Raw genomic sequence first — 26663 nt, 5'->3', positions numbered from 1 at the left:
CCTGTAATCGACCCTAGTCGACCGCCGTTTCGCTTTCGCTAACCAGTCCTGCATCTCTTTCGATCATGACTTTCCCATGTGCAACGGCCTCGGAAGCGAGAGCGATAAGCTGGTCCTTCTCACGGGAGAGGATGCCAAGCACGCGTTCATACTGTTCGCGCAAGATCCTCATCGCCTCAACCTCAAGCGCGGGAGGCATTCGTTCGTCCTCCAGCTCCTCTGGCGTGGCGAAGAAGAATGGTGTCTCGCCCAGACCATACGATCCGACTAGTCGCCGAGCGATCGAAGTTGCTTGTTCGACGTCGCTGCCGACTAGACCTCCGGAGCCCAGGGATCGGTCTCCGAAGACGACCGCCTCGGCAGCCATTCCGGCGAGGGACATCGCAATTCGATTTAGAAGAACGGTTTCGGTTGGCAGGTTATACTCGAACAGATCATACGTGGTTCGGCCTCGCGTATATGAGCCCGGTGAAACGTCGAAAGTATCCCTTATCTCGATCGTCGCGGAACGCGCGCAGTTAAGCGTAAGTGCGATTAAGGCGTGGCCAGCTTCATGGACGCCCAGCCTGAATAGCTCTTCGGGGGCGTAGCCTATCCTCTCCGGCATGACAGCGCGCAAGTCACGCAACTGAAGTTCCCGCTCCTCATTCCTTGCTCGCCGTCGAGCCGATCGAACGAGTTCTTCAAGTGCCGCTGCAGACTTCCCTTCGAGATCGTCGGCAAGCTCGATCAAGGATTCGAAGGGTAGAGCATTACCAGTATGGTGGTGCAAGATTTCGGCCCGAGTCGTAACGTCTGGCAGACCCAACTTGAAGTGTTTCTCGATGCGACCTGCCCGCAGGATCGCGGGATCGATCCATTCCGGAAAATTCGTGGCACCGATGACAATCACGCCCTCTCCTGGGGCATTCATCAGGCTGAGGAACTCGTTGATGACTACCTGCCAATACGTCTCATTCGGGTGTCCGGTCGGTCGGCTCGGGCGCGAGCCAATGCTGTCGAACTCGTCGATGAACAGGACCGCTCCGGCACTCCCCTTGGCCTCATCGAAACTCCGTCTCATCGCTGCAAGCATGTCGTTGAGGTAACCTCCAGTTTGCCACACACCGACCGTGGTCTGGACCAACCGAAATCCAAGGGCCGTGGCAAGAGCCGAAGCAAAGTATGTCTTTCCCGCACCCGGCGGACCGGATACGAGCGCGCTCTGCCCGATATCCTTCCAACCCAACTTACCTTGTCGCCAAAGACCAATGTCTTTGACTAATCCCCGGGCCCAAATCTTTTGCTCTTTGAAGCCTGGCACTTCGAATAGGCTCGGCGCTTCTTCGTCCAAATGCTCGAGTTCAATCAGCGCCCGTGTATCATCAGCGCACCATTGCGGCTTCATTACCCCAGCGAGCATTATGCTCTCCGGCTTGCCTATAAGGACATCCACCTGCTCGCTGCTTAATGTCGGCATACCAAGGATGCGTCGTGTAGCATGAACATCTTCCGCCAACGGCGGGCTTAACGAGAGGATACGCTTTGCGACGAAGCGCACTTCTTTAGGCACCTCGTTTAGGTGGGTCGCCAAAAGGACACGCAGACCTCGCAGTTCAAAAATCGAAAGCTCGTGTTCAATCGTTTTCGTCCGCTTGGTTGTGCTGGCAAGTCGCACGGCTTCGCGATGCAGCCCCCATTCGTCTCCGTCGACATTTAGGAGGACGTGACACGCCTTCTTGTAGGAGAGCGGTCGAAAGTCGGGCGGAACTGTTGCAATGACGAATCCATCGTCCGGGCGAAAGTTCATACCATCCTTCTTGATCAGTCGCCGAAGTGCGAAATAGGCCAGGAGGCCGCTCGGATCCTTCTTCAGATCTCGGAAGCGTTCACGGAGTTGATAGCGTTTCATGTCAGTGCCCCCGCTTTGGGCGCGGCGTACCGAGGCGGTACCAGCGACTGAGGGTCCGAGCCAGACCGATGTCAGGGTTCATGTAGATGAGTTGACTGGTAACGACCTCGTTTCCGTCTGGAAGCAATGGATGACGGGTGACAATTCCTTTCATCGCGTGGCACCAACCGAGCACCAGCCTGTGGTCCTCCAACAGCGGTGCCGTTGTCAGAATTTCAGAGGTGTCCAACTTTCCCGATTGCAGTTTCTCCAAATCGTGGAGCACACGTTGCATGATTCTTGGATCATCGAAGACGAATGTCATTTGCTCAATCCTTCGCTATTGCCCGTTACAAACGGTCGTAGCGCAGGACGCCTCAGGCGTCCAGTGGACGCCTCAGGCATCCAGATTTTTTTCCATTCTTAGTTTGGGACATTTCTCCCTTGAGTCCTTGGAATGCCGGTGATTGATGTGAACCGTGTAATGGTGTTCCAGAATGATAGCTCCGCCCAAAACACTCAGAGCCGCTAGAGAACTCCTTGGCATGAAACAGGCCGAGGTGGCGGAAGCAGCAGGACTATCAAGAAGTACCATCCAGCGACTTGAGACAGGCCGGCGCGACTGGCCGCATGGCTCTGTGCTACTGCAGCGTTTTTATGAGCAAAGAGGAATCCTGTTTGCTCAGCCTCGAGAAGGAAACGGCTGGGGCGTCTTCGATAATTCGGAATGTGCTCAAGCGGATCAAAATCGACAGATATTTGACAAGCCTTGAGGCGGCCCAGCGGTCCCCGTTGCCGTCGGACTGTCAAAGCCCGTCCTGCGGACGGGTCCGGTCGACCTAACGGTCGAAAAGCGGACGGGCTACGCCCGAAGTTCCAGTAATTTCGATTGCAAGCCAGCCTGCGCCAGCGTGACGAGCGCGCTGGTCTGACTTGCATTCGAATGAATGCGGAATCCGCCTAGTCGGCGGATGCGTTAGTATAAAGTGCGTGCTCCGATGTTTAGATAGCTCCGGAAACCAAAACGCCAGCCAGCGACTCTCAGATCGAATTGAAGTCATCTGCATACAAAATCATGAAAGTGGGATTTGCTCTCACTTTGATTTACCGATCGCCCTCGGCCTGATGGCGGCGCTCGGCGCCATCCCGGGTGATGCGCTCCAGGGCTTTCTGGTGATCGGCGAACTCAATCTTGACGGCACGATCGCCTCGATCGCGGGGGCTTTGCCCGCGGCGATCAGCGCCAATGCCATGGACAAGGGCCTGATCTGCCCGGCCGACAGTGGTGCCGAGGCCGCCTGGGCCGGCAGCGAGATCGATATCCTCGCCCCGCGCAGCCTGATCGCGCTGGCCAATCATTTCAGGGGCACGCAGGTGCTCTCCCGGCCGGAACCATCGATCCGGGCACCCGCGGCCAACCTGCCGGATCTCGCCGACATCAAGGGCCAGGAAAGCGCCAAGCGGGCGCTGGAGGTCGCCGCCGCCGGCGGACACAATCTGCTTTTCGTCGGCCCGCCCGGCTCGGGCAAGTCGATGCTCGCTGCCCGCCTGCCGTCGATCCTGCCGCCGCTCTCTGCGGCAGAACTGCTCGAAGTCTCGATGATCCATTCGATCGCGGGGCAACTTTCGGGCGGCAAGCTCTCCGATCGCCGGCCATTCCGCACGCCGCATCACTCGGCCACCATGGCAGCTCTGGTCGGCGGCGGGTTGAAGGCCAAGCCCGGCGAGGCGTCGCTTGCCCATCATGGCATTCTCTTCCTTGACGAACTGCCGGAATTCGCGCCGCCGGTGCTCGATGCGCTCCGCCAGCCGCTCGAGACCGGCGAATGCATCATCGCCCGCGCCAACCACCGGGTCTCCTACCCCTCCGACTTTCAGCTGGTGGCGGCCATGAACCCCTGCCGTTGCGGCATGGCAGGCGAGCCTGGCCATGTCTGCGCGCGCGGCATCCGCTGCCAGACCGAATACCAGGGCCGCATCTCGGGGCCGCTGATGGACCGCATCGACATCCGCATCGATGTGCCCGCCGTCTCGGCCACGGACCTGATCCGGCCCCGCGCGGCCGAAAGCAGTGCGGAGGTCGCCAAACGCGTGGCTTCGGCCCGCGCCCGTCAGCGAGATCGTTTCGAGCGCCTGGGCCTGCCGTTCAGCACCAATGCCCGCTGCTCGACGGCCTTGATTGAGACGCTGGCCGAGCCAGATGCCTCGGGGCTGCAATTGTTGCGCGATGCTGCCGAAAAATTCCGGTTTTCCGCGCGCGGCTATCACCGGGTGCTGAAGGTGGCGCGGACCCTCGCCGATCTCGAGGGGGTGGAAACCCTGGGGCGTATCCATCTGGCTGAGGCGATCTCGTACCGCATCGCCTCCGAGCGGCTGGCAGCGGCCGCGTGACCGGCGGCCTGTAGGAGGAAGGGATAGGAGGAACGGGGCAGGAAGAGGAAGAGTGGATCAGGCCGGCACGGCCGTCGGGCGAAGCATGTCGACGGGAAGCGTGAGGCGCACCTCGGCTCCGGTCTCGGGATAGGCGATCTCCGTGTGGCCGCGCACGCCAGCGATGACGCGTTTCATCAGTGTGGAGCCGAAACCGCCCGATCCCGGCTGTGGCGTAAGGGGTGGCGGACCGCCGCTTTCACTCCAGCGCATGACGAGTTGCTCGGTTCCGTCTTGGTCGGTCTCGATGTCCCAGATCAGGGATACCTGGCCATGGCCGACGCTGAGGGCGCCGTATTTTGCGGCATTGGTGCCGAGCTCATGCAGGATGAGGCTGAGCACGACGACGGTCTGGCCGCCGATCGGGACGCGCGGACCATGCGCTGTGAAGCGGGGTGTGCCGACGATAGCGAAGGGTTCGAGCGCCTGGAAGACGACGCTTTGCAGCGAGGCGTCCTCGCCTTCGCGAAGACCCCGCAGCAGGAGGTTGGAGCGGCCGAGCGCAGTCAGTCGGTCGCGCAGCCGTGCGGCCAGCTCGTCGGCGCTTGAGGCATTCTTAAGGGAAAGGCTGATGATCGCATTGATGGTGGCGAAGATGTTCTTGAGGCGATGGTCCAGTTCCTGGGCCATGACTTCCTGCTGCTCGGCCAGCCGCTGAACCTCCTCGCGTGTGCCGATCTCCTGACGATAGGCCTGTTTCATCATGTAGATCAGCGTCAGGTCGGTGGCGACGACGAAAAGGTAGAGCCCCATGGCGAGCAAGGTGCCAAGCGAGAAGTCGAAGCGCCCTGGGCTGATGAAGAAGTACCAGGCCGCAAGGCCGGAGAGCGTGGCGACGATCAGGCCCTGCCGGACGCCGAAGACAAAACCGCAGATGATCACTGCGGGAAAGAAGGTGAGGAACGGGAAGCCTGCGGGTAGCACGGGGTCGAACCAGGCGCGGATCGCCAGTGCCATTGCGAAGACGATGAGGCTCGCGACATAGGTCGCGATCAAGCCGCTCGTCGACAGTCGCTCTTGAACGGAGGCAAACGCAGGCAGGCGGTGAAGTAATGCACGCATGGGGGCCCTTCAGGACTGCAGTCGACCTGTCGTGAGCTACTCTAGCCGGGGAATGGGGCGGCTGCAATCGAGGGGTGAGGAGGCGCCGGCGGTTGCCCGGCGCCCCTTCGGTGGCTTACTCGCCGAGACCGGCAAAGAGCGCAGTCGACAGATAGCGCTCGGCAAAGGACGGAATGATGACGACGATCGTCTTGCCGGCATTTTCTTCACGCTGGCCAAGCTTGATCGCTGCCGTCAGCGCGGCGCCCGAAGAGATGCCAACCGGTACGCCCTCGAGGCGAGCAACGAGACGTGCATTTTCGAAGGCTTCGTCATTGGTCACGGTGACGACCTCGTCATAGACATGGGTGTCGAGGATGGCGGGCGCAAAGCCCGCGCCGATCCCTTGGATCTTGTGCGGGCCGGGATTGCCACCCGAGAGAACCGGGCTGTCGGCCGGCTCGACGGCGACGACCTTGATCTCGGGCTTGCGGCTCTTCAGCACCTGGCCGGTGCCGGTAATGGTGCCGCCTGTGCCGATGCCGGAGACGAGGAAGTCGATCTGGCCGTCGGTGTCGTTCCAGATTTCCTCGGCTGTCGTCTTGCGATGGATTTCCGGATTGGCGGGGTTCTCGAACTGCTGCGGGATGATCGAGTCCGGCGTCGTCTCGGCCAGTTCCTGTGCCTTGGCAATCGCGCCCTTCATGCCCTTGGCCCCCTCGGTCAGCACGAGCTCGGCGCCGAGCAGGGCCAGCATCTTGCGCCGCTCGATAGACATGGTCTCCGGCATGGTGAGGATCAGGCGATAACCCTTTGCCGCTGCCGCAAAGGCGAGCGCAATGCCGGTATTGCCGGATGTCGGCTCGATGAGAACCGTCTTGCCGGGCACGATCTTGCCCTGGGCTTCCAGGCTCTCGATCATGGCAACGCCGATACGATCCTTGACGGAGGCGATCGGGTTGAAGAATTCGAGCTTGGCGAGCAGATGCGCCTTCACGCCCTTTTCCTTGGCGAGCTTGTCGAGCCTGACGATCGGGGTGTCGCCGATCGTCTCGGTGATCGAGCCATAGACGCGTCCGCGGCCGGGTTTCTTCTGCTCAGTCATCGGTGTCTCCCTTATGATTTGGTTGGCGCGAGCTTACGCCCGCCGACCGGTCCTTGCCAGCATAGCCATGCCGCGGCGAGCTTGATCCGTGGAAAAATCTGCTCCGTGGGCCCGGTCGCATTCGTCTCCTGGTGAGAAAAGCGCCTGCCGCCTGTTTGTTTCATGCCGCGTGCCGATCAGGCCGCGCGCGCCGTGATATAGGCGGCGGTGCCGGCAAGGATGCCAGCAGCACTTCGGTTCAGGACTTTCAGCGCTTCCGGACGCTTCATGAGCCCGCGCGCCTGGGCCGCGAGCAGGATATAGGGCAGAAGCACCGCCATCAGCACGACGAAGGTCAGGCCGACGAGCAGGATGTAGTCGGCAAGTCCGATCGCCTCGAGCGGGATCAGCGTCGGGACAAGAGCGACGTAGAACAGCATGGTCTTCGGATTGCCCAGCGTCACCAGAAGGCCTGAGAGGAAGGACATGGACGGGCGCATGGCGCCCTCCGCCTTGATGTCCTGCGGCAAAAGACCTGATGTCCAGAGCTTCCAGGCGACATAGACGAGGTAGGCGGCACCCAGGAATTTCAGGATCAGGAAGGGCGTCACGAAGGTTTTCGCCAAGACGGAGAGCCCGAGGATGACGGCGGTCAGATAGACGAGATCGCCGAGGATGAGCCCGAGCCCCATGAAGAAGGTCGGGCGAAATCCGGACCCCAGCGCCCGCGCGACGATCGCGGTCATGCCGGGTCCCGGGATGGCGGCGGTAATGAACAGCGCGCCGCAATAGGCGATGATGGTCGTCAGTGTCATGGAGGTCCTCCGCTCGCACTCAGTTCTATTGATTTTAAGAGCAATGGGAAAGCGCCTGGATTACGGCTCTTGCGCAAGATCCACGGCGATACACGCGGCACAAACCCTGGCGCCGGATGTCGCCTGCGACATCGTTGGCGTGGCCGTACCATGACGTCCGCCGTCGTCGCGATCGTGCGTTCCGGCGGACTTGTCTCGATGACACGATCTCGTTTGCGGTCGCTGGCGGACACGCATAGTCATGAAGGACCTTACGGAGAACGCCCCTGTGCCCAGCGCCGCCATGCTGCTTGCCTTTGCCCTGATCTGCCTTGGCATGGTGCTGACACCTGGGCCGAACATGATCTATCTCGTCTCGCGCTCGATCTGTCAGGGGCCGATGGCGGGCCTCGTTTCGCTGGCGGGAGTGGCCCTCGGCTTCGTCGTTTATGTGCTGCTGACGGCGCTTGGGCTCACGGTCCTGCTGTTTGCAGTCCCCTTCGCCTATGACCTGCTCAAATTTGCCGGTGCTCTCTATCTGGCCTGGCTGGCCTGGCAGGCGCTGAAGCCCGGCGGCCGCTCGCCCTTCCAGGTCCGCGACCTGCCCGCCGACAGCAATCGAAAGCTCTTCCTGATGGGCTTCGTCACCAGCCTGCTGAACCCGAAAGTCGCCGTGCTCTATCTCTCGCTGCTGCCGCAATTCATCGATCCCGCTGGTGGCAGCGTGTTGATCCAGTCCCTGGCGCTCGGCTTCACCCAGGTGGTGATCAGCGTCACGGTCAATGGTTTGATCGCGCTCTCTGCCGGCTCCATCGCCCTCTTCCTGGCCGGTCGCCCCCTCTGGATGGTCGTCCAGCGCTGGCTCATGGGCACGGTGCTCGCGGCTCTCGCCATCCGCATGGTCACGGAAGCGCAGCGTTGACGATCAGAACATCGGCCGCATGAAGCTGCGTTCGTAACGCAGGATGCAACGGGTCTCCTCGGCATAGGCGAAGGCCGCCTGGCACTCGGCATCTGCCGCCATCGCCGCGCGGTAGGCCTCATAGGCCGCGAGCGACGGAAAGCTGAACAGCGCGAGCGCGATGTCGTTTGCCCCTTCATGCGGCAGGAAATAGCCGTGATGGTTGCCGCCGAGCCGATTGACCAGCGGGATCCAGAGGGCCGCATAATGCTCGAACTCCTTGAGCTTGTAGGGATCGATCTCATAACGCAGGCTGCAGGTGATCATGTCAGGCCTTTCGGGTTCCGGGTAGAAGATGTCGTGGCGTGAGGTTGAGGGTTGTGCCCACGGCGGCAAGCAGGATCGCGGCGCCGCCCAGCGCCTGTCCGGGCGTCAACACATGGCCATAGGCCAGGATATCCACCAGGATGGCGACGACAGGGTAGAGGAAGGAGAGCGTGCCCGTCAGCACGACCGGGAGCTTCTGGATCGCCGAATAGAGGAAGGCATACATCACCCCGGTGTGCACAACCCCGATGGTCGCCACCATGGCCCAGCTCTGCGGCGAGCTCGGCAGGGCATTGAAATCGGCGAGGGGCGCAAGGATGACGATACCGGTAAGAACCTGGATAAGGGCGATGACATAAGGCGACGTGCTGCGCAGGCGCCGGGTAACAAAGGCGGCCACCGCATAGCAGAAGGCGGCCGCAAGCGCGAGCAGGATGCCTGTGAGATATCCCTGGCCCGCATGACCGCTGAGGGATGTTCCGCTCAGTGTCATCGCCAGCATTCCGGCGAAGGCCAGGCCCATCCAGCCGAGTTTGGCGGCGCCCACGCGCTCCCCGAGGAACAGCGCTCCGAGGCCGACGAGCATGAAGGGCTGAAAATTGTAGACGATCGTCGTGACAGAGATCGAGGCCAGCGGATAGGCCGAAAACAACAGCAGCCAGTTCATCACCAGCGCCACACCGCCACCGGCCGCGATCAGGATACGCCTCGCATCGAGGCCGGAACTGGAAAAGGCCCTCAGGTGAAAGCAGAGCAAGGCGAGAACCGGAGCGCCGATCAGGCAGCGGAAGAAGACCACGTTGTAGGGGCTTTGGCCCGATTGCAGCACGAACCAGCCGATCGTGCCGGACATGACCATCGCAAAGGTCATGTCTAAGATTCCGCGCTTCGTAACATGGTTCATGGTCGATCTCCGAGTTTTCCGCAGTCTATGCCTGGAAAGTCGGGATTTCCTTTGCGCAGATTAGGTGTAGTCTCGCATCTGCGGAATTATGCGCAGGAGATCGGCGATGAATCCTAATTTTCCTCAAGTGTTGGATACGGCAGACCGCAAAATCGTTGACGCCCTCGCGCACGATGCTCGGCTGTCGCTGAAAGAACTGGCAGCACGCGCCGGTCTTTCGTCACCCGCCTGTTCCGAGCGTCTGCGCCGTCTGGAAGAGCGTGGCGTTCTCTTGGGCTATGCCGCAGACGTGTCTCTCGATGCTCTCGGCTATCCGTTGCAGGCCATCATGCGCGTGCGTCCGCTGCCGGGCATGCTGCATATCGTCGAGAAGATCATTCTGGAAACGCCAGAGATCATCGAGTGTGACAAGATTACCGGTGACGACTGCTTTGTGTGCCGCGTGGCCGTCCGCAACATGGCCGATCTCGACCGGGTCCACGACCGGATCACCGAGAAGGCGCAGACCAATACCGCAATGGTCAAGTCCACGCCCCTCAAGCGGCGTCTGCCGCCGGTCCTGTGATACGCACTAGAAATCAGCCATCGGCGACAAGATGCTGGGAGTCGGGATGTCGGATGGCTGAAGCCCGCTGACCATCAGGGCGCACGACCCGTCATACGGTCTGGCGCTCCCGCTCCATTCGAGACGGTCGGTCGGGAAGAATACCTCGATGCGGTCGTGCGGAACACTCAATGCGCCGCGGATCTCTGACATCGACGGTATCTGGCGGGCGACGATATCGAGCATTTGCAATGTGCCGCGACGGAGCTTCCAGGCAAGGATGGCGTCGAAGCCGGGTAAGTAGCTGAGCCTGATCTCCGGGGTGAGGGCGGCATTGAGCAGAAACATTTCGGACTGGCGCACAACGGAAAGCTGACGAGCGACAGGCTCCCGATCGGCGAGGATCCTCAAGACAAGCGTAACATCGTCCTGGTTTTCCAAGTCGATTTCCCGCGCCTCGGCGTCCGCAGGCACCGTTTGTGTGACCTCGCCGCAGAAGCAGAATTGCGGCACAACTCGAAAACGATAGTCGTGATAGAGTTCCGGCTTGTCGGTTAGAAGAAAGCCGGCCTCGAAACCCTGTTTGTCGACCCAGGCAAAGGCGCGCTGCATCAGATCGCGATAGAGCCCTTGTCCACGAAACGCAGGGCGAACGGCACCCGATTGAAACCCAGCCGCCTTGACGACACGCCCTTTTATGAGAAGCGGCATGGAAAACACCGAGAAATTGGCAACACAACGGCCAGTGGCGTCGAAATAGCCAAAGGGCATCGAAGATGGATCCGGCCCGCCGAAGCGGCTCTGCAGCCCGATATCGATGCCGAACACGTACTGCAGCAGGTCCGCGAGCGCTCGGAAGGCGTTCGGATCTTCGAAATAGCCTTCCCTGAGCGTCAGCGTTTCCAGCATTGGATTCCTACACCCCCGTCGATCCGAACCCGCCGGCACCACGCGCCGTGTCGCTCGTCTCGGTCACCTCGGCCACGCGCACCTGCGTCACCGGTGCGATCACCATCTGGGCGATGCGCATGCCGCGGGTGATGACGAAATTCTCCTGGCCGAGATTGATCAGCAGCACCTTCACCTCGCCGCGATAGTCGCTGTCGATGGTGCCGGGTGTGTTGAGGCATGTCACACCGTTCTTGAAGGCGAGACCCGAGCGTGGGCGGATCTGGGCTTCGAAACCTTCAGGGATTTCCATGATGAAGCCGGTGGGCACCAGCGCCCGCGCGCCCGGGGCAAGCATCAGCGACTCTCCATCGGACACCGCTGCCCTCAGATCCATTCCCGCCGCTCCTGCCGTTTCATAGGCGGGCAGATCAAGCCCTTGCCCATGCGGCAGACGCTTGAGGTTGAGCACGGGGCCGAGGATGTCGGTGCGGATGGCAGCCATGGCGAGATTCCTTTGTTTGTCGCGCTCAATTGCATATTGGCCGTCGAAACGCTAGATAACCGCCCGACCAGAAGGACTCCTGAGATATGGCTGAAACGCTCGCCGAGGCGGTCTCCCGCCGCCGCACCTTTGCTATTATCGCGCACCCGGATGCGGGTAAGACGACGCTGACCGAAAAGCTGCTGTTGTTCGGCGGCGCCATTCAGCTTGCCGGTGAAGTCAAGGCGAAGAAGGATCGCATCCAGACCCGGTCGGACTGGATGAAGATCGAACGCGAGCGCGGCATTTCGGTCGTGACCTCGGTCATGACCTTCGAATATGAAGGCCATGTCTTCAACATTCTCGATACGCCTGGCCACGAAGACTTCGCCGACGACACCTATCGCACGCTGACGGCAGTCGACGCCGCCGTCATGGTCATCGACGCCGCCAAGGGTATCGAGCCGCGGACCTTGAAGCTGTTCGAGGTCTGCCGCATGCGCGACATTCCGATCATCACCTTCATCAACAAGATGGACCGCGAAAGCCGCGACCCCTTCGAGATCCTCGACGAGGTCGAAGAGAAGCTGGCGCTGGACACGGCACCGATCACCTGGCCCGTCGGCCGTTCCAAGACCTTCTGCGGCTCCTATAATCTGGCCAACAACACCTATCGGGGCGGCGATGCCCAGGTCGAGCCGCTCAAGGTCAACGGTCCGCAGAGCGTGGCGGAGAACCTGCCCGAAAACGAGCGCCAGACCTTCATCGACGAGCTCGAACTTGCCCGCGAAGCCTGCCGGCCCTTCGATCGCCAGAGCTTCCTCGAAGGCCACATGACGCCAGTCTTCTTCGGCTCGGCACTGCGCAACTTCGGTGTCCGCGACCTCATTAATGCGCTGGGTGCCTATGCGCCCCCGCCGCGCGACCAGGTGGCTGACACCCGCACGGTGCATGCCGCCGAAGACAAGATGACCGCCTTCGTTTTCAAGATCCAGGCCAACATGGACCCGAACCACCGCGACCGCATCGCTTTTGCCCGCATCTGCTCCGGCAAGCTCGAGCGCGGCATGAAGGCGCGCCTGGCCCGCACCGGCAAGCAGATGGGCCTGACGGCGCCGCAGTTCTTCTTCGCCTCGCAGCGTCAGCTGGCGGATACGGCCTATGCCGGTGACGTCGTCGGCATCCCGAACCACGGCACGCTGCGAATCGGCGACACGCTGACCGAAGGCGAAAACCTCGTCTTCCAGGGCGTGCCGAACTTCTCGCCGGAAATCCTGCGCCGTGTGCGTCTGGAAGATGCGATGAAGGCGAAGAAGCTGAAGGAAGCCCTGCAGCAGATGGCGGAAGAGGGCGTCGTGCAGCTCTTCTCGCCCGAAGACGGCTCGCCGGCCATCGTCGGCGTCGTCGGTGCACTGCAGCTCGACGTCCTGAAGGAGCGACTGCAGGGCGAATACGGCCTGCCGGTGTCCTTCGAAATGTCGCGCTTCTCCGTCTGCCGCTGGATCTCGGCCGAGAATAAGGACGATCTGGAAAAGTTCATGACCCAGCGCCGTGGCGATATCTGCCGGGATCTCGACGGCGACCCGGTCTTCATGGCGCAGGACCAGTTCTCGCTGCGCTACGAGTCCGAACGTTACCCCGCGATAAAGATGGTCGCCATCAAGGAGTATCACGTCGCCAAGGCGGCGTGAGTTTGGTCGAGGGCGGTGACGGAATTCCCGTCGCCGCCGGGTCGGCTTATTCTGCCGCCTTGATCCTCAGTCCCCGGGACGCGTCGAACTCCACCCTAAGTTTCTCATAACTCGCAATCGTCGGATGGGACGTCTCCAGCGGATGCGCGTGCGTCGCCGTGATCACGGCGACATCTGCCCCTGCCGCTTCTCCGGCTCTGACGCCTGCCAGCACATCCTCAAACACCAGGCAGCGCGATGCAGCGAAACCGAGCCGCTCTGCACCGAGCCGGTAGCCGGCCGGATCAGGCTTGCCGATCTTCACGTCTTCCGCCGTCACGATCTGCAGCGGCTGTGGCAGGCCGGCGGCCCCGATACGGGCGCGGGCAAGGGCTGATGGAGCCGAGGTCACGATCGCCCAGCGTTCGGCGGGCAAGCTTTTCAGAAAGTCGATGGCGCCGGGGATCGGCGTGATACCGTCGAGATCCTCGATCTCGCCGCGCTCCACCTCGAGCGCTTCCTTCACCACATCGATGCCGGGCAGGTTCAGGGCGCGGATGGTGTCGATCCCGCGCTTGCCATGCATGGTCGGCAGGAAGGTTTCGAGATCCAGACCGTGCTTCAGTGCCCAGAGGCTCCAGACGCGCTCGGCAGCGGCGATCGAATTGAGCAGCGTTCCGTCCATGTCGAAGAGAAAGCCATCATAGGAGCGGTCGAAAAGGCGGTCTGGCGCGTGATGCAAGGCAATCTCCTCGGGTCGGTTGGATATCCCGGCCTCCCTAGCGGCTCTGGTCCTCCGCTGCAAACGCTGAATGGGAATGACGAGAGACCCAGGTGACAGGAACGATGCTGTGGCATAGTCTGGCGCCTGAGAGACAGGGGCGTCTGGCGCAAGCCGGGCTGAGAAGCACCCTTTGAACCTGAACCAGATCATGCTGGCGGAGGGAGTCGCTCGGGTGTCGCGCCAGATATATCCGCGCTGTGCCCGCTGCGTCTCCGCCGCCTTGGGAGACGCAGACATGAGATCATCCATCATCCGCAACGTGCTGACCATCGCCGGCTCCGACCCTTCCGGTGGGGCGGGCATCCAGGCCGATCTCAAGGCCTTTTCGGCCCGCGGTTGCTACGGAATGGCGGTCGTCACGGCTCTGACGGCGCAGAACACGACGGGCGTCTCGGCCGTCGTGCCGCTCGATCCCGGTTTTGTCGCCGAGCAGATCCGCATGGTCTTTGCCGATGTCAGGGTCGATGCGGTGAAGATCGGCATGATCGCCAATGCTGGCATTGCCTCGGCCGTCGCCGAAGCACTGAAAGCCTATCGCGGCATCCCTGTTGTTCTCGATCCCGTCATGATCGCTAAGGGCGGTGCATCGCTGCTTGATCCGGATGCGGTCGCGGCCTTGACGGAGGACTTGTTGCCGCTCGCGACGCTCCTGACGCCGAACCTGCCGGAGGCTGCAGCCCTGCTCGGTGATCCCGAGGCTTTCGACCGCCGCATCATGGAATCCCGGGCCATCAGGCTGACAGCACTCGGACCCCGGGCAGTGTTGCTCAAGGGTGGCCATCTGGCAGGTCCGGAAAGCCCGGATGTGCTGGTTGCGGATGGCCAGGTGACCTGGTTCGAGGCGGAACGGATCCTAACGCGCAATACGCATGGCACTGGCTGTTCTCTGTCGAGCGCGCTCGCTGCCGAATTGGCAAAGGGGCTGGAGCCACAGGAGGCCGTGCGTGTTGCCAAGGCCTGGCTGGCGGAGGCTGTTCGGCGTTCCGATGCGCTGACCGTTGGTTCAGGACATGGGCCGGTGCATCATTTCCACGCGCTCTGGCCGGCGCCTGCACAGACTTGATCTCTGAGGCGGTGTATGCAGACAAAAAAGAAAACCCGGCGCTGGAGACGCCGGGTGGAAGTGAACTTGACTGCGTGGGGTTAATGATCGGCCTTGATAAAGGTTCCGTTCTGCAGCTCCTTCATCGCCTGCATAAGTTCTTCCCGCGTGTTCATGACGATCGGACCATGCCAGGCGACCGGCTCCTTGATCGGCTTGCCTGTGACCAGCAGGAAGCGGATGCCCTGTTCGCCGGCCTGAACGGTGATCTCGTCGCCGGTGTCGAAAACGACAAGCGTCCGGTTGCCGGAGAGGTCGCGGATATTCAGCTCCTCGCCCATGTATTCCTTCTCGACCTTGACGCCGAAGGGCTTCGACGCATCCCGGAACGAGCCGGAGCCTGCAAAAATATAGGCGAATGCCGAGCGATAGGTGTCGACCGGGAAGGTCTTGCGCTTGCCCGGCGGCACGGAGATGTCGAGATAGACGGGTTCAGCGGCGATGCCGTCTACCGGGCCGCTCTTGCCCCAGAAGTCGCCACAGATGACGCGAACCGACGTGCCGTCATCATCGATGACCACAGGGATCTCAGGTGATTTGATGTCCTGATAGCGCGGCTTGGTCATCTTCAGCGACGAGGGCAGGTTGGCCCAGAGCTGGAAGCCGTGCATGCGGCCGGCGAAATCGCCCTTCGGCATTTCCTGATGCAGGATGCCGCTGCCGGCGGTCATCCATTGCAGGTCGCCCGCGCCTAGCATGCCCTGATTGCCCAGGCTGTCGCCATGCTCGACGGTGCCGGCCAGCACATAGGTGATCGTCTCGATGCCGCGATGCGGATGCCAAGGGAACCCGCGGAGGTAGTCCATCGGCTCGTCGTTGCGGAAGTCGTCCATCATCAGGAAGGGGTCGGTCATCGAGGGATCGCCGAAGCCGAAGACGCGGTGCAGCTTGACGCCGGCGCCTTCCATGGTCGGCGTGGCGCGGCTCTCATGCTTGACAGGGCGAATGGACATTGGCGGACCTCCTCGGGGAACGGGCTCGTTGCTTGGGAAGCAATATAGGCGAGAGAACCATGGCACGCAGGCCTGCCGGGCAGAACGCAGTGTTCACTTTTGTGCCAGTCGACAGCAGGAAGAATGTTGCACTGCCCGACAAAATTTTGTCATGAAGGATGCGATGTTTGCAAATCATTAGTCTATCGGGCGAAGACTACCGAAGATTTGCAGTCGGTCGATGGACCTGGGGCAGAATTCATATGTGTCGTTGGGCAGCTTACCGTGGTGTTCCGATCTTCCTCGAGGAGCTGGTGACCTCGCCTGCGCATTCCCTTATCGAGCAATCGCATTGCGCAACCCGCGCCAAGACCGCCACCAACGGCGATGGCTTCGGTCTCGCCTGGTATGGTGACCGCCCCGAGCCGGGCCGCTTCCGGGATGTGCTGCCGGCCTGGTCCGACTGCAATCTGAAGAGCCTCGCAAGCCAGATTCGCTCGCCGCTGTTTCTCGCGCATGTCCGCGCTGCAACCCATGGCGCCACCCGCCGCGACAACTGCCATCCCTTCGTCCAGGGGAACTGGTCCTTCATGCACAACGGCCAGATCGACAATTTCGATCGCATCCGCCGGCCGATGGAAGGCATGCTGGACGATGAGCATTTCCATGCCCGTGTTGGCACGACCGACAGCGAACTGCTCTTCCTGCTGGCCCTTCAGTTCGGATTGCGTGAGCGCCCTATCGCGGCCATGAGCGAGGCCGTCGGCTTCGTCGAGCAGATCAGCTTGCATCTGACCGGCACCGCCCGCATCCGCATGACGGCTGCCTTTTCCGATGGCAAGACGCTCTATGCCGTGCGCTACTCGACGGACGAATATGCTCCAACGTTGTTTGCAGCGCCCATGGGGCCGAAGGGCAGCTTCTGTCTCGTGTCGGAGCCGCTGAACGACGAGACGGATACCTGGGTGGAAATTCCCGCAGGCAGTGCCGTGATCCTCAGCGAAAACGGTCTGGATGCCGCCGAGTTCAAGCCTGACGTCGAGCGCACACGGGTCGAGCAGATCCGTCAGCCGGCGATGGCTGCGGTCTGATCACAGCTTTACTCGACGATGCCGAGTTCGGCGCGCAGCTTGCGGGTCAGCGACGCACTGACCGTGCGATAGGAGCGGGTGAGATATTCCATAAGGTCGGCTTCGCCGAGCTCGCTGTCCGGTTCGACGCTGACCCATTTGCGCTTGGCGAAATAGGGCGCCTGCGACACGCCTCTGAGCGATGTCAGGATCTCGAAGCTTTCTTCGCTGACCTTGAACGTCAACCGGCTTTCACTGTTGGTGAGCAGCGCAAAGACCTTGTCTCCGACCTTGGCGACACGGCTGTCCCATTGGTCGACTTGCGTGGTGCCGGCGAAACCTTGGACAAAGGCGTCGAAGCCGGATTGCGTAAAAAGGCTCATGCGCCGGTCCCGCCGATCTGGGTCGCGATCCAGAGTGCCAGCCGTTCCGCCACTTCGTCCTTGGAAAGGTCCGGCCAGGCCTCGACCCCGTCGCGGGAAATCAGCTTCACCCGGTTGCGATCGCCCCCCATGATGCCGGTCTCGGGCGAGACATCATTGGCGACGATCAGGTCGGCGCCCTTGCGCTCAAGCTTGGAGCGGCCGTTTTCCTCGACATTCTGGGTCTCTGCGGCAAAGCCGACAACGAGCCGTGGGCGCTGAGGATGATGGCCGACGGTCTTGAGGATGTCAGGGTTTTCCGTGAGTTCGAGCGGCGGCGGCGCCTCGCCGGGCTGCTTCTTGATCTTCTGCTCCGCCGAGGACGCAACACGCCAGTCGGCGACGGCGGCAACCATGACCGCGATGTCGGCCGGAAGCGCCGAGAGCACGGCATCGCGCATCTCCTCGGCCCGCTCCACATGCTGGGTGCGAACGCCCACGGGATCGGCAATGGTCACGGGGCCGGAGACCAGGGTAACCTCGGCGCCCAGGCGGGCAAGGGCTGCCGCAATCGCGTGGCCCTGCTTGCCCGAGGAGCGATTGGCGATGTAGCGCACGGGATCGATCGGTTCATGCGTCGGGCCCGAGGTCACGACGGCTGTCATGCCCGCAAGCGGTTTCGGACCCGAGAGCAGGTCTTCGACACGGTCCGCGATGTCGATCGGCTCGGCCATACGACCGCGCCCGCGCTCGCCGCTTTCCGCCATCTCGCCTTCCATCGGGCCGATGGCCTTGATGCCGTCACGTTGCAGTGTGGCGTAGTTCCGCTGTGTTGCCGGATGCGCCCACATCTTCGGGTTCATGGCAGGCGCAATCAGCACAGGACGGTCGGTCGCAAGCAGCACTGTGGATGCAAGATCATCCGCAAGCCCGTTCGCCATCTTCGCCATCAGGTCGGCGGTCGCGGGTGCGACAAGCACGAGATCGCATTCGCGCGCAAGCCGGATATGACCGACATCCTGCTCGTCCTCGCGGGAGAAGAGTTCGGTATAGACATGGGAGGCCGACAGCGCACCGACGGCGAGCGGCGTCACGAATTCCTGTGCCCCACGCGTCATGATGGGCCGCACGCTCGCACCGCGCTCCCTGAGCCTCCTGATGAGGTCGAGGCTCTTGTAGGCGGCTATGCCACCCGCGATAACAAGCAAAATGCGCTTTCCGGCCAAGCTCATGAAGAAGCACCCTTAATCTCTGCGGCGCGACCCTAACGCAAATCGGGTCGCTGGCAAATCACTGGACGCCGGAGTGGTAAACGGCGTGGCTCAAGCCCCGCTGTCGAGCTTGAGCGGAACTTCCGCCACGGTGCCAGGCGTGCCTTCGAGATAACGCAGACCGTCTCCCAGCGTCGAGGCCATGGATTTGACGATCCGGCTCCCGAGACCGGTTCCCTTCGGCGCGCACTGGGGATCAATGCCGACCCCGTCGTCCTCGACCCGGAGCAGCGCCTCGCCGTTGCCCATCGTTTTCAGATGCACCCTGATGTCACCCGGCTGGCCGGTCGCATAGGCGTATTTGAAGGCGTTGGTCACGAGTTCGGTGACGATCATGCCGACCGAAACCGCCTTGTCGGCGCTGAGCGAAATAGGATCCGCATCGAGCAGCAGGCGCACCGGCTTTTCGGCGCTGTGCAGGGAATTGTAGAGCTCAACGGTGAGACGGTTGAGGTAACGATCAAGCTCCACCCGGCTGACGTCGTCGGAGGTGTAGAGACTGCGGTGCATGCCGGCGATTGCCGTGATGCGGGCCTGGGTTTCAGCCAGTTCCGCCTTCACTTCATCGCTGCGGGCCGCCGAGATCTGCAGCCTGAGCAGGCTGGCGACCAGCGCCAGCGAGTTTGCGACGCGATGGTTGACCTCGGCCAGCAGCGCCTCGGCACGTTCCTTACCAAGCCTGATCTCTTCATCGGCGCGGGCCTTCGCTGCACGCAGCTGGGCGTTGGCGACCGTCTGCTCGATCGCGCTCGACAAGAGTGACAGGAAGTCGTCGCTGACTGTCTTGATCACGTAGTCCGCAGCACCCGCCTTGATCGCCTCAATCGCGACCTGCGCCTCGTTGGACCCGGTGACATAGACCACCGGCACATCGATCTCGGCATCGCGCATGCGGCCGAGCACGTCGTGGCCGGTCGTCTGGCGCAGGTAATGATCGAGCACGACGACGTCGAATGCGGCCGTCTTCAGGAGTTCAAGCGCGTCTTCGGCGTTCTCGGCATGCGACACCTCATGACCAAGCCGTCCCATATGCCTCTGGACCAGCCGGGCAATGGCAGCATCGTCATCGATGTAGAGAACGCTGAAGCTCATCGCCTGCCCGCCATCAGGGGATTTGCATGACGGAGAAGAACAGTCCGAGCTGGCGAATGGCGTTGGCGAAATTGTCGTAATCGACAGGTTTGGTAATATAGACATTGGCCCCGAGATCGTAGCAGCGCTGGATTTCGCGTTCGTCATCCGTCGTCGTGAGGATGACGACCGGGAGCCGTCGCGTGTGCGGATTGGATTTAATCTGGTCGAGAATATCGGTGCCCGACATGTCGGGCAGATTGAGGTCGAGCAGGATCAACAGGTAGCGGTCTTCTGAAATCTTGCCGCTACGATCCTTGCCCAGCACATAGTCCAGCGCTTCGGTGCCGTTGGTGAAGGGCACGATCTCGTTGTTGACGCCGGCCCGACGCACGTTCTTTTCGATCAGACGGGCGTGACCCTCGTCGTCTTCGACCATGACAATGGTGACTTCTTTACCCACGGCTTTCATTATCAACTCCGTACCAAGCGTGACAGATCAGATGGCAGTCGCAGTACGAAGGTTGACCCTTCTCCTAAACGGGATTGAACGGTGATCTCCCCCCCAAGGTTCCGTGCCAGTGAGCGGACATGGGCAAGGCCGATGCCTTCACCCGATTGGTCCTGCTGACCGGCGCGGCGGAAAAGTTCGAAAATGCGTTCGTGGTCCTGCTCTGCAACGCCACGGCCGTTGTCCTGCACCTCGATCCTTACCATGTGACGCCCTTCGGGCGCGGTTCGGACGGCGAGCGTCAGGGGCCGTTGGGGATGCTTGTATTTGATAGCATTATCGAAAAGGTTACCAAGAATTTGTTCGACCGACAATCGATCGGTGTTCAGGCGGGTGGCCTTGATGTCGATATCGATGCTGCCGTCGCTTTCGCTGATCTGGTGATAGACGCTGTTGGTGATGGTCTCCAGCAGGGGCTGCAGTTCGACGATTTCGGGCTTCAGCTGGCGTCGCCCGTCGCGCGAGATCTTCAGGATCGCGTTGATCAGTCCGTCCATCTTCTTGGTCGACGAGCGAATGAAGCCGATGGCTTCGGGCAGGTCTTCCGACGCAGCCAGTCTGGCCTCGCGGATCTCCTCTTCGGACACCGGCTTGCCGTCGTTCAGGACATAGGCCTGCAAGGATTTCAGCGAGGCGTCGAGCTCTGCGGTAAAGCCCATGATGTTCACGAGCGGTGCCCTCAGGTCATGGGTGACGATATAGGCGAAGCGCTGGATCTCCTGGTTTGCCTGCATCAGGTCCTCGGTGCGTTCCGCAACGCGGGCTTCCAGACCCTGGTTCAACACTTCCACCTCGCGCCTGGAAGCCGCAAGTGCACGCACATGCTGGGCGACGACCAGGATCGCACCACCCATCACGGCTATGATGGCGATGCCGCCGCCGACCGTGATCCACTGAAGCTGCTGGGTCGCACTGATCTGCGCCTCGGTTCCCCGGTCGACATTCGCGTCCGAAAGTTCCTTGAACTGATCGAGCATGGAGCGGATGTCGTCCATAAGCTCACGACCAACATCGCTCTGGATCAATTCGACGGCCTGAGCCTGCTCGCCGCTGCGCATGAGATTGATGGCCTGCCCCATCTCGGCGAGCTTTCCCCGGATCCGGTCGCGCAACCGGTCCATCTGGGCTGCCTTGACCGGGCGATCGGCAACCGCTGTCGCCAGTCGGTCGACCTCTTCCCGGATCGCGCCGACGGCGGACTCGTAAGGTTCAAGAAATAGCTCGTCCTGCGTGATAACAAAACCACGTTGGCCGGTCTCGGCGTCGGTCAGCTTCTGCATGAGGTCGGCGGCCATGCGCCGGATGTTACGCTCCTGCAGGATATATTCGAAGGTCGCCTGGGTGCGCTCGACAAGACCAAAGGTCGCGACGATAATGCCGATGAGGATTGCGGTGCCAATCAGGAGAAAGAGCAGCGTGGACCGAACGAAGCCGGTTTGGGTGGCAGACATGTCACTCCTGACGGAACATAAAGCGCGTTAGGTGGTTGCAACGCACGATCGATATGTTTGTTCCATCAAAAAATCGCGGACTCGCGATTTATTTTCGTCCGTGGTTGCCGTCAGGACACCTGGAAGGCGGTCACCACAGCTGCGACCGCGATCACCCAGAGCGCGATCCGACCAGACCGTGTATGTCGCGCTTCTGCCCGTCCGATGCGCTCGGCCGTGTCCGCATCGAAACGCAGACCTTCCTCGCTCATCCGCACGATCTCGCCATGAAGCTTCTCGGTCTTGCTGGCGATTTCTGGCAGAGCTTCGGCCAGCCTGAGTGCTGCCTTGGCGCCGTCCTTGAGATCGGTCGCAATCCGCTTCGGACCCAGATTGTCGCGGATCCAATTTGAGACGACCGGCTCTGCGGCTTTCCACATGTTGAAGCGCGGATTGAGAATGCGCGAGACGCCCTCGACGACGACCATGGTCTTTTGCAGCATCACCAGTTCAGGGCGTGTCTGCATGTCGAAGATCTCGGTGACTTCGAACAATAGCGTCAGCAGCTTACCCATCGAGATGGTCTCGGCCGGCTGCCCGTGGATCGGCTCTCCGATGGCGCGGATCGCCTGGGCGAAGCTCGCGACGTTGTGGTGCGACGGAACGTAGCCGGCTTCGAAATGCACTTCTGCCACGCGCATGTAGTCGCGCGTGATGAAGCCGTAGAGGATCTCGGCGAGGAAGCGGCGTTCCTTTTTGCCAAGTCGTCCGGCAATGCCCATGTCGACGGCGACGATCATGCCGGCGGGATCGACGAAGAGATTGCCCGGATGCATGTCGGCATGGAAGAAGCCGTCGCGCAACGTATGGCGTAGGAAGGACTGGATCAGCGTGTCGGCGAGCGCGTTGAGGTCATGACCGGCGGCCCTCAAGCCCTCGACATCGGACATCTTGACGCCATCGATCCATTCCATGGTGACGACGTCGCGGCCCGTGCGCTCCCAGTCGACTTCGGGCACGCGAAAGCCCGGGTCGTCCTTGGTGTTTTCCGCAATCTCGGACAGGGCCGCAGCCTCAAGGCGCAGATCCATCTCGACCTTGGTGGTCTGCTCCAGCGTCTTCGTCACCTCGACGGGCCGCAGGCGCCGCGTATGCGGCAGGAAACGTTCCTGGAGATGCGAGACGAGATACATGGCCTCAAGATCGGCCGCAAACCGCTTGCGCACGCCCGGACGGATCACCTTGACGGCAACCTTCCGCGAGCCCTCTGGCGTTGCGACCTGGGCCGGATGCACCTGGGCGATCGAGGCGGCGGCGATCGGTTCACCGAAATGCGTGTAGAGCTCTTCGATGGAGCGGCCGAGCGATTCCTGAATGGTCGTCTTCGAGGCTTGCGTCGGGAAGAAATCCATCCGGTCCTGCAGCCCGGCGAGATCCTCTGCAAATTCAGCGCCGACGACATCCGGACGGGTGGCGAGAAACTGGCCGATCTTCACATAGGACGGGCCGAGGCGTGCAACGGCCCTGGCGAGACGATCCGACCGCTCGACCGATTTCGCGCGGCCACGCGCGAGCGGCGCGACGGCCGCCTTGGCGATCCCGACGAGCGGCGGAAGTCCTTCGGACGGCAGGGCCGCGACCACCCCTTCGCGCACCAGCACCCACCCAACCCGCGCCAGGCGGAAATATGCCCCGATCGTGCTCATGCGCCTCAGATCTTCCAGCCGGAATGGAGCGCCGCGATGCCGCCGGTGTAATTGGTGAAGCGGACGTTGGAGAAACCGGCGCGCTCGATCATCCGGGCAAAATCCGGCTGATTGGGGAATTTGCGGATCGACTCGACGAGATACTGATAGGGTTCGGCATCGCCGGTGATCATTTTGCCGAAGCGCGGGATCGCATTGAACGACCAGGCATCATAGACCTTGTCGAGCAGCGGCAGTTCCACCTCGGAAAACTCCAGCACGAGCAGACGTCCGCCGCGCTTCAGAACGCGGAAGGCCTCCGACAACGCCACATCGATATGCGGCACATTGCGGATGCCGAACGCGATCGTATAGGCGTCGAAGCTGTTGTCCTCGAAGGGCAGGCTTTCCGCATTTGCCTCGACAAAGGTGAGGTTGGGGGAAAGCCCCTTCTTCTCCGCCCGCTCGGCACCCACGCCGAGCATGGAGCCGTTGATGTCGAGCACGGTCGCATGCGCCATTCGGTTGGAGGCCTCGACGATACGGAAGGCGATGTCGCCCGTGCCGCCGGCGACGTCGAGCACCTTATAGTTCTGATCCTTGCGCGGATTGAGAGCCGCCACCATCGCATCCTTCCAGACACGGTGGAGGCCGGCTGACATGACGTCGTTCATGATGTCGTAGCGCTTGGCCACCTTGTGGAAGACATCGTTGACCAGGTCCTGCTTTTCCTGCTCGTCGACCTGGCGGAACCCGTAGGAGGTTTCCATGCCGCCATCGGCGGAAATGCGGCTTGCAGTCATCGGTTCACTCCACATATCGGAACGGTCGGCGGACCATAGCGAAAAGGCCTGTCTCGCGCTATCTGCGTGGGAGAAGCCTTGGCTTCGCTGGTCTATAGACCTTTAAAGAAGCGGTTCAAACAGAAAGATGGGCGGAAATGCCGGAATTGCCAGAGGTTGAGACAGTCAGACGCGGCCTTGCGCCCGCCATGGAAGGCGCCAATCTGCAGCGCCTGGAGCTGCGCAGACCGGATCTGCGCTTTCCTCTCCCGCGCGATTTTGCCGCAAGGGTCGAAGGTCGGCGTATTCTCGCGCTGTCCCGTCGGGCGAAATACCTGCTCGTCGACCTTGAGGAGGATCTGACCGTCATCGCGCATCTCGGCATGTCCGGCTCGTTCCGTATCGAAGCGGCAGCCGAGGCAAACATCCCCGGCGTCTTCCACCACGAGCGCAGCAAGGATGAGAAGCACGACCACGTCGTCTTTCATCTGCAGCGTCCGGAGGGCCCTGTCCGCGTCGTCTATAATGACCCGCGTCGGTTCGGCTTCATGGAGCTGATGGCGCGTTCTGAACTCGATACCTATCCGGCATTTCGCGATCTCGGCCCCGAGCCGGTCGGCAATATCCTCTCCCCGGACTATCTGGCGACCCGTTTTGCAGGCCGCAGCCAGCCGCTGAAGGGGGCTCTGCTCGATCAGAAGGTAATTGCCGGCCTCGGCAACATCTATGTCTGTGAAGCGCTCTGGCGCTCGCATCTGTCGCCGACCCGCAAGGTTTCCACCCTGGTCACGGCGAAGGGAAAACCGAAGGCGGAACTTGAGCTGCTCACCCAATCGATCCGCGAGGTCATTGCCGATGCGATCGAGGCAGGTGGTTCGTCGCTGCGCGACCATATCCAGGCGGATGGCACCTTGGGGTACTTCCAGCATTCCTTCCGCGCCTATGATCGGGAGGGCGAGCCCTGCCTCACGAATGGTTGCAGGGGTACCGTCGAAAGGATAGTTCAATCCGGCCGCTCGACATTCTATTGTCGCACCTGCCAGAAATGAGGCCTTCGGGTCGTGGAGGAGGAAGCCATGTCATTTGAAACCCTGCTGATCGAACGGCGCGACCGTGTTGCGCTGGTGACGCTCAACCGGCCCCAGGCGCTGAATGCCCTGAACTCGACGGTCATGCGCGAGCTAAGCCAGCTTCTCGCCGAGCTGCAGGCCGACGCGACTGTCGGTGCTGTGGTGCTCACGGGCTCGGAAAAGGCCTTCGCTGCCGGTGCTGACATCAAGGAAATGCAGTCGCTTGGTTTCGTCGACACCTATACCGGTGACTTCATCGGCGGATGGGATCACATCGCCGGCTTCCGCAAGCCCTTCATCGCCGCCGTCTCCGGTTTTGCACTCGGTGGCGGCTGTGAGCTCGCCATGATGTGCGACTTCATCATCGCCTCGAAGACCGCAAAGTTCGGCCAGCCCGAGATCACCCTTGGCATCATTCCCGGCATGGGCGGCTCCCAGCGCTTGACCCGCGCCGTCGGCAAGGCCAAGGCCATGGATCTTTGTCTGACCGGCCGCATGATGGATGCCGCGGAAGCGGAAAGTGCCGGCCTGGTGGCGCGCGTCGTCGAGCCCGAGCGCCTGCTGGACGAGGCGCTGGAAGCGGCAGCCAAGATTGCCTCCTTCTCGCTGCCTTCAGTGATGATGGCGAAGGAGGCCGTGAACCGCGCCTTCGAGCAGACCCTGGGCGAAGGCTTGCGCTTCGAACGCCGGCTGTTTCATTCGCTGTTTGCGACGGAAGACCAGAAGGAGGGCATGGCGGCCTTCGTTGAGAAGCGGAAGCCCGCCTTCAAGCATAGATAAGCGCAAGGGAAGGCGCGTTATCTGCAGAATCCGCGTTGACGCATTCGCGCTTTCCCGCTATATGCCCGCCCACGGTTGGGAAAGCCGATGCGCTTTTCCCATGAAACAGCCCCCCAAGTGCTGGTATGGCAGGTCGCAACGACCCGACGCGGCAATGGTGGGCTTTGGTTTGAATTCGAGAGAGGCATCATGGCCAACACAACTTCGGCGAAGAAGGCGACCCGCAAGATCGCTGCCCGTACTGCAGTCAACAAGGCTCGTCGTTCGCGGGTCCGTGGTTTCATCCGCAAGGTCGAAGAAGCCATCGCTTCCGGCGACGCAGCTGTTGCCAAGGACGCCCTGCAGGCTGCTCAGCCTGAGATCCAGCGCGCTGCCACCAAGGGTGTGGTTCACGCCAACACCGCATCGCGGAAGATCTCGCGTCTGGCCGCTCGTGTGAAGGCCCTGGCTGTCTAATTTTAGACACCTTTCTGACATTTTTCGAAGAGCCTGGCGCTGCGCCGGGCTTTTTGTCGTTGTTGCTCGCGGTTATCGAAAATTGTTGTTTTAGAGTTTTCTGCTGCACTGCATATTGTCAGTCTGATGACATGAAAAACGCAATGATTTCATATGGTTCTGGGAGGTGCTTGTGGGCGGGCTGCCTTCACGCTGGGGCAGATTGGCCCCCTCATGAGTCAAGAGAAATTTTATTTTTTCGCATTGCCAGCGCCCTGTCTTGTGTCTGTTTGGGAATCTCCTTGATTCAAAAGCGATTCTTTTTCGCCCGAATGTGACGCGAAAATGAAGTACGAAGAGTCAATGGTCCAGGCGCCCGATAGCCTAAAAATCGGTGTTGATCTTGGCTTTTGATCCTGCCTTAATGTTTCTCAGCAAGAG

27 protein-coding genes, 1 pseudogene and 1 riboswitch are annotated in these 26663 nt (G+C 61.5%); of the genes and pseudogenes, 10 read left to right on the top strand and 18 right to left on the bottom strand.

Features of this window, described 5'->3' with window-relative positions; all coding sequences use genetic code 11:
- Positions 1 to 13: 13 nt before the first annotated feature.
- Both SJY08_RS16770 and SJY08_RS16765 read right to left on the bottom strand, forming a co-directional pair.
- Complete coding sequence (locus SJY08_RS16770; protein ID WP_377277016.1) at positions 14 to 1891, bottom strand: AAA family ATPase; 1878 nt, start codon at positions 1889 to 1891, stop codon at positions 14 to 16.
- Between the two features lies 1 nt (position 1892).
- Positions 1893 to 2195, bottom strand: a complete 303-nt coding sequence (locus SJY08_RS16765; protein WP_377277014.1) for a DUF6634 family protein — start codon at positions 2193 to 2195, stop codon at positions 1893 to 1895.
- A 172-nt stretch (positions 2196 to 2367) separates the two neighbouring features.
- Here SJY08_RS16765 and SJY08_RS16760 point away from each other — a divergent pair, with 172 nt between their 5' ends.
- The gene (locus SJY08_RS16760) at positions 2368 to 2643 is read left to right on the top strand and encodes a helix-turn-helix domain-containing protein (protein ID WP_377277012.1); all 276 of its coding nucleotides are present in this window, start codon (positions 2368 to 2370) and stop codon (positions 2641 to 2643) included.
- Between the two features lie 319 nt (positions 2644 to 2962).
- Positions 2963 to 4261, top strand: a pseudogene (locus SJY08_RS16755) (YifB family Mg chelatase-like AAA ATPase); the annotation flags it as partial.
- Positions 4262 to 4318: 57 nt separating this feature from the next.
- On the opposite strand, the gene SJY08_RS16750 reads toward SJY08_RS16755, so the two are convergent.
- From SJY08_RS16750 to SJY08_RS16740, 3 genes are all read right to left on the bottom strand, one after another.
- Complete coding sequence (locus SJY08_RS16750) at positions 4319 to 5362, bottom strand: HWE histidine kinase domain-containing protein (RefSeq protein WP_377277010.1); 1044 nt, start codon at positions 5360 to 5362, stop codon at positions 4319 to 4321.
- Between the two features lie 115 nt (positions 5363 to 5477).
- Positions 5478 to 6446: a cysteine synthase A gene (gene cysK, locus SJY08_RS16745; protein ID WP_377277008.1), complete on the bottom strand. Its 969-nt coding sequence runs from the start codon at positions 6444 to 6446 to the stop codon at positions 5478 to 5480.
- A gap of 176 nt (positions 6447 to 6622) precedes the next feature.
- Positions 6623 to 7240, bottom strand: coding sequence for a LysE family translocator (locus SJY08_RS16740; protein WP_377277006.1), 618 nt, complete (start codon positions 7238 to 7240; stop codon positions 6623 to 6625).
- A 241-nt stretch (positions 7241 to 7481) separates the two neighbouring features.
- On the opposite strand from SJY08_RS16740, the gene SJY08_RS16735 reads away from it, so the two are divergent.
- On the top strand, positions 7482 to 8141 hold the full coding sequence (locus tag SJY08_RS16735) for a LysE family translocator (RefSeq protein ID WP_377277004.1): 660 nt from the start codon (positions 7482 to 7484) through the stop codon (positions 8139 to 8141).
- A gap of 3 nt (positions 8142 to 8144) precedes the next feature.
- On the opposite strand, the gene SJY08_RS16730 is transcribed toward SJY08_RS16735, so the two are convergent.
- Positions 8145 to 8447 carry an NIPSNAP family protein gene (locus SJY08_RS16730; RefSeq protein ID WP_153763502.1) on the bottom strand — a complete coding sequence of 101 codons (303 nt, stop codon included), beginning with the start codon at positions 8445 to 8447 and terminating at the stop codon, positions 8145 to 8147.
- A 1-nt stretch (position 8448) separates the two neighbouring features.
- Positions 8449 to 9351, bottom strand: coding sequence for a DMT family transporter (locus SJY08_RS16725; RefSeq protein ID WP_377277002.1), 903 nt, complete (start codon positions 9349 to 9351; stop codon positions 8449 to 8451).
- Positions 9352 to 9457: 106 nt separating this feature from the next.
- Here SJY08_RS16725 and SJY08_RS16720 point away from each other — a divergent pair, with 106 nt between their 5' ends.
- Positions 9458 to 9916, top strand: coding sequence for an Lrp/AsnC family transcriptional regulator (locus SJY08_RS16720; protein ID WP_150127463.1), 459 nt, complete (start codon positions 9458 to 9460; stop codon positions 9914 to 9916).
- A gap of 6 nt (positions 9917 to 9922) precedes the next feature.
- Here the strand turns inward: SJY08_RS16720 and SJY08_RS16715 are convergent, their stop codons facing one another.
- Positions 9923 to 10846: a GNAT family N-acetyltransferase gene (locus SJY08_RS16715; RefSeq protein WP_377276999.1), complete on the bottom strand. Its 924-nt coding sequence runs from the start codon at positions 10844 to 10846 to the stop codon at positions 9923 to 9925.
- Positions 10812 to 11288: a dUTP diphosphatase gene (gene dut, locus SJY08_RS16710; RefSeq protein ID WP_377276997.1), complete on the bottom strand. Its 477-nt coding sequence runs from the start codon at positions 11286 to 11288 to the stop codon at positions 10812 to 10814. The genes SJY08_RS16715 and dut overlap by 35 nt, the downstream gene beginning before the upstream one ends.
- Before the next feature lie 86 nt (positions 11289 to 11374).
- Here dut and SJY08_RS16705 point away from each other — a divergent pair, with 86 nt between their 5' ends.
- Positions 11375 to 12958, top strand: a complete 1584-nt coding sequence (locus tag SJY08_RS16705; RefSeq protein ID WP_054151212.1) for a peptide chain release factor 3 — start codon at positions 11375 to 11377, stop codon at positions 12956 to 12958.
- A gap of 46 nt (positions 12959 to 13004) precedes the next feature.
- Here SJY08_RS16705 and SJY08_RS16700 read toward each other — a convergent pair whose 3' ends face one another.
- A complete protein-coding gene (locus SJY08_RS16700; RefSeq protein ID WP_377276995.1) occupies positions 13005 to 13679 on the bottom strand; it encodes an HAD-IA family hydrolase in 675 nt (224 codons plus the stop codon).
- A 125-nt stretch (positions 13680 to 13804) separates the two neighbouring features.
- Positions 13805 to 13901, top strand: a riboswitch (TPP riboswitch).
- A gap of 67 nt (positions 13902 to 13968) precedes the next feature.
- Between SJY08_RS16700 and thiD the strand changes: the two genes are divergently transcribed.
- Positions 13969 to 14784, top strand: a complete 816-nt coding sequence (gene thiD / locus SJY08_RS16695) for a bifunctional hydroxymethylpyrimidine kinase/phosphomethylpyrimidine kinase (RefSeq protein ID WP_377278641.1) — start codon at positions 13969 to 13971, stop codon at positions 14782 to 14784.
- 80 nt (positions 14785 to 14864) lie between these two features.
- Here thiD and SJY08_RS16690 read toward each other — a convergent pair whose 3' ends face one another.
- Positions 14865 to 15776 (bottom strand): pirin family protein, encoded by a 912-nt coding sequence (locus SJY08_RS16690; protein ID WP_377276993.1) that lies wholly within the window; start codon positions 15774 to 15776, stop codon positions 14865 to 14867.
- A 242-nt stretch (positions 15777 to 16018) separates the two neighbouring features.
- Here SJY08_RS16690 and SJY08_RS16685 point away from each other — a divergent pair, with 242 nt between their 5' ends.
- Positions 16019 to 16846 (top strand): class II glutamine amidotransferase, encoded by an 828-nt coding sequence (locus SJY08_RS16685; protein WP_054151210.1) that lies wholly within the window; start codon positions 16019 to 16021, stop codon positions 16844 to 16846.
- A gap of 8 nt (positions 16847 to 16854) precedes the next feature.
- Here SJY08_RS16685 and SJY08_RS16680 read toward each other — a convergent pair whose 3' ends face one another.
- From SJY08_RS16680 to ubiE, 7 genes are all read right to left on the bottom strand, one after another.
- A complete protein-coding gene (locus tag SJY08_RS16680; protein WP_377276990.1) occupies positions 16855 to 17208 on the bottom strand; it encodes an MmcQ/YjbR family DNA-binding protein in 354 nt (117 codons plus the stop codon).
- Complete coding sequence (gene coaBC / locus SJY08_RS16675) at positions 17205 to 18419, bottom strand: bifunctional phosphopantothenoylcysteine decarboxylase/phosphopantothenate--cysteine ligase CoaBC (RefSeq protein ID WP_377276988.1); 1215 nt, start codon at positions 18417 to 18419, stop codon at positions 17205 to 17207. Before coaBC ends, SJY08_RS16680 begins: the two co-directional genes overlap by 4 nt.
- Positions 18420 to 18509: 90 nt before the next feature.
- Positions 18510 to 19550 carry a sensor histidine kinase gene (locus SJY08_RS16670; protein ID WP_377276986.1) on the bottom strand — a complete coding sequence of 347 codons (1041 nt, stop codon included), beginning with the start codon at positions 19548 to 19550 and terminating at the stop codon, positions 18510 to 18512.
- Positions 19551 to 19563: 13 nt separating this feature from the next.
- On the bottom strand, positions 19564 to 20001 hold the full coding sequence (locus SJY08_RS16665; RefSeq protein ID WP_054151206.1) for a response regulator: 438 nt from the start codon (positions 19999 to 20001) through the stop codon (positions 19564 to 19566).
- A gap of 2 nt (positions 20002 to 20003) precedes the next feature.
- The gene (locus SJY08_RS16660; protein WP_377276984.1) at positions 20004 to 21491 is read right to left on the bottom strand and encodes a CHASE3 domain-containing protein; all 1488 of its coding nucleotides are present in this window, start codon (positions 21489 to 21491) and stop codon (positions 20004 to 20006) included.
- Between the two features lie 110 nt (positions 21492 to 21601).
- The gene (ubiB, locus tag SJY08_RS16655; RefSeq protein WP_153763511.1) at positions 21602 to 23176 is read right to left on the bottom strand and encodes a 2-polyprenylphenol 6-hydroxylase; all 1575 of its coding nucleotides are present in this window, start codon (positions 23174 to 23176) and stop codon (positions 21602 to 21604) included.
- 5 nt (positions 23177 to 23181) lie between these two features.
- Complete coding sequence (gene ubiE / locus SJY08_RS16650; RefSeq protein ID WP_054151203.1) at positions 23182 to 23958, bottom strand: bifunctional demethylmenaquinone methyltransferase/2-methoxy-6-polyprenyl-1,4-benzoquinol methylase UbiE; 777 nt, start codon at positions 23956 to 23958, stop codon at positions 23182 to 23184.
- A 137-nt stretch (positions 23959 to 24095) separates the two neighbouring features.
- Between ubiE and mutM the strand changes: the two genes are divergently transcribed.
- From mutM to rpsT, 3 genes are all read left to right on the top strand, one after another.
- Positions 24096 to 24986 carry a bifunctional DNA-formamidopyrimidine glycosylase/DNA-(apurinic or apyrimidinic site) lyase gene (gene mutM / locus SJY08_RS16645; protein WP_054151202.1) on the top strand — a complete coding sequence of 297 codons (891 nt, stop codon included), beginning with the start codon at positions 24096 to 24098 and terminating at the stop codon, positions 24984 to 24986.
- Between the two features lie 27 nt (positions 24987 to 25013).
- Entirely contained in the window at positions 25014 to 25787 is a 774-nt protein-coding gene (locus tag SJY08_RS16640; protein WP_054151201.1) for an enoyl-CoA hydratase, read from the top strand.
- A 189-nt stretch (positions 25788 to 25976) separates the two neighbouring features.
- A complete protein-coding gene (rpsT, locus tag SJY08_RS16635) occupies positions 25977 to 26243 on the top strand; it encodes a 30S ribosomal protein S20 (RefSeq protein ID WP_006724980.1) in 267 nt (88 codons plus the stop codon).
- Positions 26244 to 26663 lie beyond the last annotated feature (420 nt).

Origin of the sequence: Rhizobium sp. R86522 (assembly GCF_042466255.1) — a bacterium.
Lineage (GTDB): Bacteria > Pseudomonadota > Alphaproteobacteria > Rhizobiales > Rhizobiaceae > Allorhizobium.
Note: the sequence above shows the minus strand (reverse complement) of the source record. Positions and strands in the feature narration are given on the sequence as shown.